This window comes from Embleya sp. NPDC025285, assembly GCF_055558835.1.
Window position 1 is genome coordinate 12,644 of sequence record NZ_JBVHLU010000058.1, and the last position, 12,545, is coordinate 25,188.

A 12,545-nucleotide genomic window follows, 5' to 3' on the forward strand; every position below is an offset into this window, starting at 1 on the left:
ACCGGGCGGTTACCCGTGCGCCCGCGAGTCCTCGTGGGAGCGTGTCACACGGCCCGATGCCGCCAACAGCGCGACCACGGCAAGCAGCACCAGCAGGATGACCAGCAGCAGCACGATCGTCAGCGCGGTGGGGTGGTTCCACAGTGCGAAGCAGAGGGCGACGAGCAGCACCAGGGCGAGGACGAGCCATCGGCGGTAGGCGTCGACCCAGGTGCCGACCGGTCCCGCCGTGAGCCCGTGCGTGTTCCCCCACCGTGCGACGGAGTCGGCCGTGCGGTCGGCACCCCCGCGCAGCGCGCGCGGCAGGCCGCCGGTGCCGGACAGGTACGCGCCGATCGCCACCACCAGGCCCAGGACCAACCCGGTGACGGTGCTGACCTTCAGGAAGTGCAGGAGCGTGTCGAAGACCGCTCCCGCCGCCGCCGGGGACAGCACCTCCGGCGGCAGGTGGTCCATGTAGTAGCGGCGCACGATCGCCAGCGCGACGAGCATGACCACACACGCGGTCGCGACCCCGAAGGCGGTCGCCACCAGGGCACGACGGCGCCTGCGGGCCAGCGCGATCCCGATGGCGCCGATCACGACGGTGATCACCGGCAGCCAGTTGCCGACGACATCGAGCGCGTGCGCCGCGTCCCTGACCTTGTTCATCTGGTCCGACCGGAAGAGCACCATCTGCTTGTCGACGTCGGGAATCTGTGACGCGGGCTTGACTCCCGCGTCGACGAGTTCCCGCCGGACGTTCTCCACCGCGTCGCCGACATCGAGCGTGACCGTGCCCCCGTTGACACCGACCGCGCCGCGTCCCTCGCCGGTCAGCACGTCCACGACCGCTGTGTGCGCCTTCCGGTTGGCCTGGGTCCAGAACGTTTCGAACCTGTCGCTCGTCACGAAGCGGTCCGCCGCCTTCCGGGCGACCTGGGTGACGGCATCGTCCAACTGCGGGGCGAGGGAGCGTACGGCGTCACCCACCCGCGGCGGCAGCCCTTGGGATTCGAGCCAGCCGGCCACATCGGAGGTGACCGCCTTGCCGTCCGCACGCACGTCGACCGCGCGGGTGATCCGGTTGGCGGCGGCGTCCTCGATCGCGGAGTCGGTCGCGAGCGGCTTGACCGTCTCGACGTAGCGGTCGGTGTCGAGCACGATGTCGTGCACCCACACCGTGATCAGCGAAACCGGCACCAGGACGCAGGTCAGCACGATGAGCACGGTCGAGGCGAAGGCGCGGATGAACCCGAGAACGCGCGAACCCGCCCCGCGGTGCGGTTGCGAAGCAGCCGACACGCCCCGCGAGCCTTTGGCTGCTCCGTGATGAGGCTCCGGTGAGCTGGACATCGCGCTCCTTCTCCAGGGCCGAACTCCACGTGATCGGCCGACTCCGCATCTTCGAGTGTCACCCACGGTTACCGACTCGGCACATCGGGTTCCGCCACTCGGCCGTGCCCGGTCGCGATGTCGGCGGGGGTTCGAGGGCGGATCGCCCCCGCCGGCGGGCCGCGCACAACTGGGGTTGAGTGGAAAGGAGGCCTGATTCCAGCTCCCCGGACGTGGGTGACCCCACCATGCGCAACCTCTCGGCGCTCGACTCCTCCGGATCGGCGCCGCCCCCGGAGCGGGCGCGTGCGACGGCGCCGATGCTGACCGACCGGTTCGTCGTCCCCGCGACACCGAAGGAGTTCGTCGAGCGCCCGGCGCTGCCGGCTCGGCTGTCCGCCGGAATCGAGGGACCACTGACCCTGGTCGGTGGGTCCGCCGGAGCGGGGAAGACCGCGCTCGTCGCGCACTGGATCACCTCGGGCGCGGCCCCTCGGGGCACCGCCTGGCTCACCGCGGAGGAACGCGACGGCCCCGGCGCGTTCTGGGCCTACCTGCTCGAGGCACTGCACCGGAACGGGGTGCGGATCCCGGTCGAGGTCGGCACGCCGGTGCGCGACGAAGCGCCGGACTCTTCCGTCCTGGTACGCCTTGCCGCGGCGCTGGCCGCCTGCCGGGACCCGGCCGTGCTGGTCATCGACGACTTCGACGCGGTCTCCGCCGAGGGAGTACCGGAGGACCTGCACTTCGTGCTCGCGCACGCCGCCGGCGGCCTGCGGCTCGTCCTGACCGCCAGAACCGAGCCGCCGCTGCCGCTGCACCGTTACCGGCTGGCCGGCGACATCACCGAGATCCGCGATGCCGACCTGCGCTTCACCGCACCGGAGACCGAGCGGATCCTGCGACGCCACGGACTGCACGTGTCACCGGCAGCGGTCGACCTGCTGACGGAACGCACCCGAGGCTGGGCCGCGGGGCTGCGCCTGTGCGCCCTGGCCATGGGGCGCAGCCCCGATCCCGAGGCGTTCGTGCGGCAATTCGCGGCCGACCGTACGACGATCGCCGACTATCTGCTCACCGAGGTCCTCGACGCGCAACCACCGGCCACGCAGGACCTGTTGCTGCGTACCTGCGTCAGCGACCGGATCCACCCGGACCTGGCGGACGAACTCACCGGTCGCCGGGACGGGGCCTGGACGCTGGGCCGACTCGCGCGCGACAACGCCTTCGTCGACCGCGAGGAGGGGTCGGAGTACTACCGGATGCACCCGTTGTTCGCCGAAGTCCTGCAAGCGCACCTGAGCCGCCGGTTTCCCGGCCGGGCACCGCTGTTGCGTGCCAGGGCCGCCCGGTGGCTCGCTCGGGCCGGCCGACTCGGCGACGCGATCGCCCAGGCGTCCGCCGCGGCCGACTGGCCGTTCGCGTCCGCGCTCCTGACCGACAATCTGCCCCTGGGCAAACTGTTCACGGGCCTGGAGACGTCCACCCTGACCCGCGCGTTCGCCACCATGCCGACGGACCTGCCCGGCGCGGCGCCGGCCCTGGTGGCGGCGGCGTGCCGGGTTGCCGAGGGCGACCACCGGGGTGCAACGGCCGCACTGCGGCGCGTGGACGCATGCCTGACCGGTGCCGCCGACCCGTGCCTGTTGCTCGGCCGAGCCCTGGTCGGCGTGCTCGTGGCCCGTCCGGCGGCGGACGCGGAGGCCGCCGAGCACGCCGCGGCCGACGTCGACCGTCTCATGCGGCAAATCCCACGACCGCTGCGCGAGCGGCACCCGGAATTCCTCGCCCTCACGCTCGTCAACCTCGGCGCGACCGAGCTGGGCGGCGGGCGGCTGGATCGTGCCGAAGCCACCCTCAGCGCCGCGCTGGAGGCCTGTTCTCGACCGGGCACCGAGGAACCGCGCTGCGACGCGCTCGGGTCACTGGCCCTGGTCGACCTGCTGCGGGGGCGCCTGCACGACGCCCGGGCACACGCCTCCGATTCGCTCGCATTGGCACGCGGATGCGCGCTGTCGCCGGACCGGGTGACCGGGCTCGACCATCTGGTCCTGGCCGGCGTCGCCACCGAACACGACGACCTGGACGCCGCCCGAGCCGGCCTCGACCTGGCGAACGCGGCGGCGGACACCTTCCACGAACCCGTGGCGAACGTGCAGGCGGCCGTCATCGGCGCCCGGTTGGCGAGCGCGAGAGGGGACGGCGAGCGAGCCCTCGCCGTACTGCGGGGCGCGGCCGGCTCGACGCCGGATGTCGTGGCGGCCACGGCGCGATGGGAGGCGGACGAACTCGCCGTCGCGCAGTCCTCGGCCCATCTGGCCCGGGGCGACCCGGAGGCGGCGTTGCGCGTGCTGGGCGGCATCGCCGAAGAGCGTCCCCGGTACGTCGTCGCCCGGGCGCGCGCCCTGCTTGCCGCCGGCGAACGCACGCGCGCGCTGAAGCTGCTGACCGACCTGCCCGACCACGCGACGAACGCCGACCGGGTCCAGGCCCGCCTGGTGCAGGGCGCAGCCGCCGCCGAGGCCGGCCGCCTCGCGGAGGCCGGCCGCCTACTGGGCGAGGCGCTCGAACTCGCCCGCGCCGAAGGACTGCGGCGGACGGTCGCCGAGGCGGGCCCTTGGGTACGCCGGCTGCTGTGCCGGGACCCGCGCCTGGCGATGGCGCACGGGTGGCTTCCCGCCCGAGTCCTCGGACGGACCGGCGCCGGCCCGCCGGCGACGCGGGCGCCGGGCCGCACCGGCGAACAGACGTCGGCCGTACCGGTGCCGCTGACCGACCGCGAGAGCGAGGTGCTGCGCGAGGCCGCACGGATGTCGTCCACGGAGGAGATCGCCGCGGCACTGTTCATCTCACCGAACACGGCGAAAACCCACCTGAAGAGCATCCACCGCAAGCTCTGCGTCACCCGCCGCAGCGAGGCCGTGCGTCGGGCGCGCAGCCTGGGGATTCTCGAGTGACGGCGGGGACGATTCCACGTTGAACAGGACAAGGGAACCTCGATGTTCAAAACACGCCGGTCCGAAGACCACGAGCGCAGGGCACAACGGCGCGCCCACGCCGACTACACCGGTGGCGTCTACGGATCGATGCTCGCCTCGTCCGTCATCGTCGGCGCCGGGGCACTGGGCTCCTTTCCACGCGTGGAACTCATCCTGCTGCTCCTGGCCACCGGACTGGTCTTTTGGATCGCCCACGTGCACGCGGAACTCTTCGGCGAACGCATGTCCCAACGGCGGCTGAATCGCGACGTCGTCTTGCGTGTGTGCAGGGAGGAGTGGCCGATCTTCAAAGCCGCCATCCCGCCGGCGATCGCGGTGGCGGTCAGCCCGATGTTCAGCCTGGGAGCACAGGGGACGGTCTGGCTGGCGCTCATCGTCGCCGTCGGCGGGCAGGTCGGATGGTCGCTGGCCGCCGCCTTCCGATCCGGTGCCTCCACGCGGCTCGTGGTCGTCTCCGCGGCGGTGAACCTGGTGCTCGGGGTCCTCATCATCGTCCTCAAGGTCGTCCTGACGCACTGAACCCGGCGCGGCCGGGGCGGGACGCGGTGGGCGGTGGACGTACTCGAAGCCGCGGTCGGAATCGGTGGTGGTGGACCGGTGTGGCGTCGGCCGGTAGGGGATTCCGCGCGTCGGCTGCCGCCATTCGACGTACCGCCGTGGCGAGCCGCGAGCCCGCCCTTTGGGACGCTGCGACGATGTGGCCATGACGGACACGGCCGGGACCGCGAAGCGTTCGGCGGCGGGACTCGTCCTGGGGACACTGGCCGCCGGGCAGTTCGTGATGGCGCTGGACAGCTCCGTCATGAACGTCTCGATCGCGACGGTCGCCGAGGACGTGGGCACGACCGTGACGGGAATCCAGGGCGCGATCACGACCTACACCCTGGTGATGGCGATGTTCATGATCCCCGGTGGCAAGGTCGGCCAACTCATCGGCCGTAAGCGCGCGTTCATGATCGGCTGCGTCGTCTACGGCTGCGGCTCCCTGACCACGGCACTCGCCCCGAACCTGCCCGTGCTCCTGTTCGGCTGGTCGTTCCTCGAGGGGATCGGGGCGGCGTTCATCCTGCCCGCGATCGTGGCACTCGTCGCCGGGAACTTCCCCGCGGAACGCCGGCCCGCCGCGTACGGACTCGTCGCCGCCGCGGGGGCGGTGGCGATCGCGCTCGGGCCACTGATCGGGGGTGTCGCCACGACGTACTTCTCCTGGCGTTGGGTCTTCGCCGGCGAGGTCCTGATCGTGCTCGTGATCCTGCTGCTCGCCCGACGTGTCGCCGACGCGCCGACCGGCGAACGTGCCCGCATCGATCTCGTCGGCGCCGTGCTCTCCGCCGCCGGACTCGGGACCTTCGTCTTCGGCGTACTGCGTTCCAGCGAATGGGGCTGGTTTCTGCCGAAGGCCGATGCGCCCGCCTGGCTCGGCATCTCGCTGGTCGTGTGGTTGATGCTGACGGGTCTGGCCGTCATCCGGCTCTTCCTGCACTGGGAGGCCCGCCTCGTGGAGCGGGGGAGGGATCCGCTCGTGGACCCGGCCATGCTGCGCAACCGGCAGCTCACCGGGGGCCTGACGATGTTCTTCTTCCAATACCTCGTGCAGATGGGCGTGTTCTTCGTCGTACCGCTGTACCTGTCGGTGGCACTCGGGCTGTCCGCGCTGGACACTGGCGTGCGCATTCTGCCGCTCTCGCTCACGCTGCTGGCGGCCGCGATCCTGATTCCGCGATTCCTCCCGAACGTCTCGCCGCGGCGCGTGGTACGGCTGGGGATCCTCGCGTTGCTCGCGGGCGCGGTGGCGCTGATGGCCGCACTCGACGCGGGCGCGGGCGCGGAGGTCGTGACCGTCCCGTTGTTGTTGATCGGGCTCGGCATGGGTGCGTTGGCCTCCCAGCTCGGATCGGTCACCGTCTCGGCGGTGCCGGACGAGCAGAGCGCGGAGGTCGGCGGCATCCAGAACGCGGTCACCAATCTCGGCGCCTCGATCGGCACGGCGCTCGCGGGGTCCGTCCTGATCGCCACGATGACCACTTCGTTTCTGACCACCATCGAGCAGAACCCGGCGGTCCCGCCCCAGGTCACGAGCCAGGCGACCGACGAGCTCGAGAGTGGGGCCCCCTTCCTCTCGGACGCCCAACTCGAGTCCGCCCTCGACAAGGCGGGCACAAGCCCGGAGGTGTCCCAGGCCGCGCTCGACGCGAACAACGACGCCAGGCTCGACGGCCTGCGCGCCGCGCTCGCCATCCTCGCCTTCGCCGCACTCCTCGCGATCTTCTTCACCCAACGGATCCCGACGACCCAACCTCGCTCGAAACCGGCGTAGACGACGCGGATCCCGACGACCCGACCCGGCTCGAAACCGGCGTGGACGACGCCCCTCCGCCGCGACCGCGCGGGCGCGGCACGACGCCGTGGGCGGCGCTCGCGCAGGTGTCCTGCCGTCGGTGGTGCTCCGGCCCGTCGCGGGTCGGAGGGTGCCGGACCGAGTCCGGCACTAACGTGGATAGCACGATGACCGGCGCGGAGGCTCGGGCGGATCCCGCGTCCCGAGTGCACACGGTCACGGAGGAGTCATGACGGATTCCGAGAAGCCCGGCCGGGGCCCGGGAACAGGCCGCGGCCCTGGGCGTCCTCTCGGGGCGGCCGAGACCCCCGAGAAGCAATGGCCGCCGGTGACGGGCTCCCAGCGCCGGCTGGCCCGGCTGGCCTTCGTGGCGGCGCTCGGCGCCGCGGCGATCCTCGTCAGTGGTGGTCGCAGCAGCCTGCTGGTGCTGATCGTGGGTGTGCTCGGACTCGTGGTGACGGTCGCGGCGCTGTCGGGCTTCCTGAGCAACCGAAGCCCACTGCGCTGGATCTGCGCCGGCGTCGCCGTCGCCGCGCCGATCACCGTGATCGTCTGCTACATCGCCCGCGGCCATGTGTGGGACATCGTGCTGACGCTGCTCCTGGCGGCACTGGCGGTTGCCGCCGCGAGGGCCGCCCTGATCCTGGCCCGGCCGCCTGCCGGCATGCCCGAGCGCGAGACGCCGCCCCCGATCCGACCCTTTCTGATCATGAATCCGCGCTCGGGCGGGGGAAAGGTGGCCCGGTTCGCACTGGACGACAAGGCGACCGCGCGGGGCGCGGAGGTGGCGCTGCTCGACGGCCCCGGCCAGATCGACGTCGCCGCACTGGCCCGGAAGGCGGTGGCGGACGGGGCCGATCTGCTCGGGGTCGCGGGCGGCGACGGCACCCAGGCGCTCGTCGCCGGCATCGCCGCCGAGAACGACCTTCCGTTCCTCGTGGTCTCGGCGGGCACACGCAACCACTTCGCGATGGACCTCGGGTTGGACCGGGAACGGCCGGACGCCGGCCTCGACGCCTTGAACGACGGCGTCGAGGTCTGCGTGGACCTGGGGCTGATCGGCGGCAGGACCTTTGTCAACACCGCCTCGTTCGGTGCCTACGCCGATGTCGTGCAGAGCCCGGCGTACCGGGGCGACAAGCGGGGCACGATGCTCGAACTGCTTCCCGAAACGCTCTCCGGCCGGCGCGGCCCGCACCTGGTCGTCCGCATCGACGGCGAGGTGGTCATCGAGGGCCCGAAGACGCTACTCGTCAGCAACAACCCGTACGAGTTCGGCGGTCCGACCGAGCTGGGCCGGCGGGCCCGCCTCGACAGCGGCCTGCTCGGCGTCATCGCGATCACGGTCGGCAACGCCGAGCAGGCCGTCGAACTGCTGCGTGGCCGCCGTGGCCGAGGACTGCGCACACTCGTCGCACACGAGGTGCTCGTCGAGTCGCACGCCACCCGGATCCCGGTCGGCATCGATGGTGAGGCCGTGCTCATGCCCACCCCGGTGCGACTGACGATCCGGCCGCTCGCCCTGCGGGTGCGCGTGCCGCGGGAACGGCCGGGCGTGCCACGGTCGAAGCCGCCGATCGACCTGGCCCTGCTGCGTCACCAGGCGCTGAACACGACGCGTCCCGCGGGTGGCGGTACCTCCTCGACCCGTCGCGGGCAGCGGGAGTGACGGCCGACCGACGGCCCACCGCGAGCTGACGGCGCACCACGGCGTGACGACCCACCGCTCTTCGGCGGCCGCTGGTGCCGCGCCCGGCAACGGGCGCGGCAACAGTCACCGCTCGGTGGGTGCCTCGCCGGACTTCGACTTCGGAGCGGCTGCTGTCTTGGCCTGCGTGGTCGACCACTTGAGTTCGATTTCGAGCTCGATCTCGCCGTCGCCCACTTCCACCTCGACCTCGCTGCGCAGCTCGTCGGGAACGTGCATGCTCAGCACGCCGGGGCCGAGCTCCAACTCGACGTGACCGCCGCGCCTCAGCGCGGTCGCAAGCGCGGAGAGCAATTCGGCCGCCTCGGTCCGTGACAGGGAGCCCTTCTGCTCGAACTTGAGGTCCTTCATGGGAAGCCTCCCACTCCGCTACGAACAGTCTCTGCAGTCGAGTCTGCGCCCCGCGTGGCACCTGGGCATCCGGTGGCGCCGGACGGGCTGCGGCGTTGGACGAGCGGTGTCGGCGGTACGAAGCTCCCGAGCGTCGTACGGTCGCATTCCCGGTGCGGCGCCCGACGGACCGCCCCGACTGGACGCCGGGAGTCGGGCGAGTTCCCATGGAGACGGGGCCGATCGCCTCCGTGGCCGGTCCACACCTGATCCGCCGCAGCCCCCGGGTCGCCCGGCGATGCGGTCATGACGCCCCGGGTGGGTGACCCGACCGCATCATCTGTGGAAGGCACCGTCGGTGACGTCCTCGAGGATCTTCGGATGAACGCCCGGCAGGATGAGCAGGCAGCGGTCCGGCATGCGGCGGCCCGGCTCAAATGCGCCTTTCCCTCCGTGGATCCGGCCACCGTCGACGCGCTCGTCGAGGCGGCCCAGGACGCGCTGAGGGAGGCCCCGATCCGGACGTACGTCCCGATCCTGGTCGAACGGCGCGCCAGAACCATGCTCGCGGACGGCGTCACGCCCCCGGCACCGGCGACGTTGCCGCCCGACATCGAGTCCCGGGGACACGGAGCCACGGCCTGGCACATCGTGGAGCGGTGAGCCGAACACGGTGGTCACCCCGGCAGGCAGCGGCGCCGTGCCGCCGACAAGGCCGTGCGGCCGGGCACGTGTCAGACGGCCCGAAAGATTGCTCGGGATTTCCCGCGCAGCCGTGTCGAGAACGGGAGAGCGATTCCGACCCACCCGTGAGAGCAGCGCGCGAGCCCGGTCGAACCCGTGCGGAGGACATCGACCGGGCACCGCCGATCCGCGGCGGTGGGTCTCATCGCCGTTGTCGACAACATGGGAGGAAATCATGACTCAGCTATTGAGGGTGCAGAACTTCAGCGTCTCCGCCGACGGTATCGGCGCCGGTGAGGATCAGACCTTCGAGCGCCCGTTCGGCCACGTGGAGCCGGAGCGGTTGTTCGCCTGGGCCGGTGCCACGGCGAGCTGGCCCATGCGTACCGATCCCGGGGGCAGCCGGGGCCTCGACGATCACTTCACGCGCGACTACCCGCGCAACATCGGTGCCGAGATCATGGGTCGCAACAAGTTCGGGCCCCAGCGCGGGCCCTGGCTCGATCACCAATGGCGCGGCTGGTGGGGCGACGAGCCGCCGTTCCGTACCCCGGTGTTCGTCATGACCCACCACGGGCGGCCTTCGTTCACGCTCTCCGACACCACGTTCCACTTCGTCGACGGCGACCCGGCCACGGTTCTCGAACAGGCGCGGGAGGCGGCCGGGGGCAAGGACGTGAGGCTCGGCGGCGGGGTCACCGTCATCCGGGAGTTCCTCGACGCCGACCTGGTCGACACCATGCACGTGGCGGTGTCGCCGGTGAAGCTCGGGTCCGGACTTCGACTGTGGCAGTCACCCGACGAACTGCTCGACCGCTTCCACCTGGAGGTCGTGCCCAGCCCGAGCGGCGTGACGCACCACTTGTTCTGGCGGAAGTGACACGAATTTCGCCCACGTGAGGCGCACGGGGCCTCGGATCCCGAGGTGGGTCCGGGGCCCGCGGGCGTCTCGGGTCTCCAATGTCGACCCGTGGTCCGGAGCATCCCCAGGTTTGGACTTGCTGGTCCAATTTTTCCGTCGCACAGTGGCCCTGCGCCCTGGTCGTCCAGGGCCCTCGTCCGGTCGACGGCGGTATGCGGTCCGGCCGTTCGGGTTCACGGTGGAGCACCGAACAACGGAGTGGACCATGTCTATGCGACTCGAGGGGCGGACCGCCCTGGTGACCGGAGCGACCAGCAACATCGGACGTGCGATCGCGGAGGCATTCGCCGCCGAGGGAGCGTACGTCGCCGTTTCGGGCCGCAGCGCCGAGCGTGGCGGGGAGGTCGTCGACGGGATCCGCGCCCGGGGCGGCCGGGCCGAGTTCGTGCAGGCCGACCTGGACGGAAGCGCCGCCGCGTCGCAGGCGCTGGCCCGGGAGGCGACGCGGGTTCTCGGCGGTCGCATCGACGTCCTGGTCAACAACGCCGGCATCTACCCCGGCGACACCACGGCGGCCACCGACGAGAGCACGTTCGACCGGGTCTACGCGGTCAACGTGAAGGCCCCGTTCTTCCTGACCGCGGCCGTGGCACCCGTCATGGCGGAGGCCGGCGACGGAGCGATCATCAACCTGGGCTCGTGGATCGCCCGCTTGGGCATTCCGGTCGGCGCCCTCTACAGCTCCACCAAGGGAGCCATGGAGACCCTGACCCGGGCCTGGGCGGCGGAGTTCGGGCCGCATGGTGTTCGGGTGAACGCGATCTCCCCGGGTGTGGTGCTGACGCCCGCACCCGAGGAGGCCCACCCCGGCGAGATCATGATGAAAGGCACCCCCGCCGGACGGATGGGCACCCCCGACGCCATCGCGAACGCCGCCGTGTACCTGGCCGGTGCCGAGTCCTCGTTCGTGCACGGCATCGTGCTCGACGTCGACGGCGGGCGCACCACCGCCGCCGTCATCGCCGGCTGAAGCAGGGCGCGCCCCGGGAACGGCCGTGGGGCGGGTGGTTCCTGCGGAGCCGCCCGCCCCGGTCCGGGGCCGGACGCGCACGCACCGCGCCTGCCGGGCGGGTGCGCGGCGGCCGGGCAGGACGGCGCCCGACCCGGATGGGCCCGTGCGTCGGCCCGGGCGGATCACGCCACCGCGCCGCCCGCGCGGCGCAGGTCCGCGATCCCTTGATCGAGAGCGGCGCGCAAATGCGTGGACCGACCCGTCGACAGGAGGATCGACACACCCCCTTGAATCGCCGCCAGCAGCGAGGCGGCCCGCACGTCGACATCCAGCTCGGCGGGAAGCATGCCGCCCGCCTGCAGCGCCCGGATGCCCGCGGCCAGGCTCTCCTGCCAGCGGCGCAGCAACTCGATCACGATCGCGCGCGCCCCGGGAGTCGAACGCCCGACCTGAAGGAACAGCGACCCGAGCGGGCACTGGTCCCCCTGCGCCTCGTAGCGCTTGATCACCACGTCCCGCCACTGCTCCCAGGCCTCCCACGAGTCGAGGCGGCCCAGATACGGCTGCTGGTCCTCCAGGACCTGCTCCGCCTCGAACCGAGCCACCGCGACGAGCAGTTCGTCCTTGCCGGCCGGGAAGTAATGGAAAAGCTGGCTCTTGCTGGTGCCGGTCCGCGCCATGATGTCGTCCAGCGTCGTCGAGGCGACGCCTCTTTCCCGCAGGACCGCCGCCGCACCCGCGACGATCCGACTTCGCGTCGCCTTGCCCTTCGCGGTCAGCTCCCCGGGCATGCCCCGCCTCCTTGCAATGGACTGAGTGGTCCACTTTAGTGGACGGCCGAGCGGCCGGGGCGCTGCGGGCGGTGGGGGAGTGGTGGCCGGCCGTGGTCGCGACCCTCGCCGCGGTCGACCGGGCTCATACCGGCGCGGACAAGGCCGTGAGGTAGGCGGACAGGGCCGCCGCGGTGTCGGTGAGCGGGAAGCGTGCGCCGAGGTGCCCCTCCGGGCGGACGACCAAGCCGGTCGGGGCGGTGGAGGCGGGCGAACTCCCCGGCGGCATCGACGTATTCGGGGACGGGCAGCATGCCGGGCACGGTCGAAGCGGTTCCGCGGGCGAGGACGGCGATGGTGCGCGGGCCGGACAGCCGAATTCCCCGTCCCGCGCCGAGCGTGCCGCTGCGCACAGCCTGTCCGCCGCAGCCGCACAAGCCGTCGCTCCGACCTCGGCGGGCTTCGCACCCGCCACGCGAATCGCGGAGCAGCACAAGACCGCCGCGCGCCTGCCCGAGCACGCCCCGG

The 12,545-nt window shown here is 72.0% G+C and carries 10 protein-coding genes; 7 read left to right on the forward strand and 3 right to left on the reverse strand.

The genetic code is table 11. The features are described from left to right. Window positions 1-9: 9 nt before the first annotated feature. On the reverse strand, window positions 10-1,284 hold the full coding sequence (locus tag ACZ4FV_RS31925; RefSeq protein WP_402233514.1) for a hypothetical protein: 1,275 nt from the start codon (window positions 1,282-1,284) through the stop codon (window positions 10-12). 278 nt (window positions 1,285-1,562) lie between these two features. Here ACZ4FV_RS31925 and ACZ4FV_RS31930 point away from each other — a divergent pair, with 278 nt between their 5' ends. From ACZ4FV_RS31930 to ACZ4FV_RS31945, 4 genes are all read left to right on the forward strand, one after another. Beyond that, entirely contained in the window at window positions 1,563-4,271 is a 2,709-nt protein-coding gene (locus ACZ4FV_RS31930; protein WP_465323880.1) for a winged helix-turn-helix domain-containing protein, read from the forward strand. A 42-nt stretch (window positions 4,272-4,313) separates the two neighbouring features. Then, complete coding sequence (locus ACZ4FV_RS31935; protein ID WP_465323881.1) at window positions 4,314-4,832, forward strand: hypothetical protein; 519 nt, start codon at window positions 4,314-4,316, stop codon at window positions 4,830-4,832. Between the two features lie 184 nt (window positions 4,833-5,016). Continuing rightward, window positions 5,017-6,630 (forward strand): MFS transporter, encoded by a 1,614-nt coding sequence (locus tag ACZ4FV_RS31940; RefSeq protein WP_395860326.1) that lies wholly within the window; start codon window positions 5,017-5,019, stop codon window positions 6,628-6,630. Between the two features lie 250 nt (window positions 6,631-6,880). After that, window positions 6,881-8,320: a diacylglycerol/lipid kinase family protein gene (locus ACZ4FV_RS31945; RefSeq protein ID WP_465323882.1), complete on the forward strand. Its 1,440-nt coding sequence runs from the start codon at window positions 6,881-6,883 to the stop codon at window positions 8,318-8,320. Between the two features lie 105 nt (window positions 8,321-8,425). Here ACZ4FV_RS31945 and ACZ4FV_RS31950 read toward each other — a convergent pair whose 3' ends face one another. Further along, window positions 8,426-8,710, reverse strand: coding sequence for an amphi-Trp domain-containing protein (locus tag ACZ4FV_RS31950; protein WP_395860323.1), 285 nt, complete (start codon window positions 8,708-8,710; stop codon window positions 8,426-8,428). A gap of 360 nt (window positions 8,711-9,070) precedes the next feature. Between ACZ4FV_RS31950 and ACZ4FV_RS31955 the strand changes: the two genes are divergently transcribed. The 3 genes from ACZ4FV_RS31955 (at window position 9,071) to ACZ4FV_RS31965 (ending at window position 11,265) form a co-directional block, all read left to right on the forward strand. After that, entirely contained in the window at window positions 9,071-9,352 is a 282-nt protein-coding gene (locus tag ACZ4FV_RS31955) for a three-helix bundle dimerization domain-containing protein (RefSeq protein ID WP_395860320.1), read from the forward strand. A gap of 256 nt (window positions 9,353-9,608) precedes the next feature. Next, window positions 9,609-10,253: a dihydrofolate reductase family protein gene (locus tag ACZ4FV_RS31960; RefSeq protein ID WP_395860318.1), complete on the forward strand. Its 645-nt coding sequence runs from the start codon at window positions 9,609-9,611 to the stop codon at window positions 10,251-10,253. Window positions 10,254-10,500: 247 nt separating this feature from the next. Continuing rightward, window positions 10,501-11,265, forward strand: coding sequence for an SDR family NAD(P)-dependent oxidoreductase (locus ACZ4FV_RS31965; protein ID WP_402233498.1), 765 nt, complete (start codon window positions 10,501-10,503; stop codon window positions 11,263-11,265). Between the two features lie 164 nt (window positions 11,266-11,429). Here ACZ4FV_RS31965 and ACZ4FV_RS31970 read toward each other — a convergent pair whose 3' ends face one another. Beyond that, the gene (locus tag ACZ4FV_RS31970; protein ID WP_395860314.1) at window positions 11,430-12,038 is read right to left on the reverse strand and encodes a TetR/AcrR family transcriptional regulator; all 609 of its coding nucleotides are present in this window, start codon (window positions 12,036-12,038) and stop codon (window positions 11,430-11,432) included. Between the last annotated feature and the right edge of the window lie 507 nt (window positions 12,039-12,545).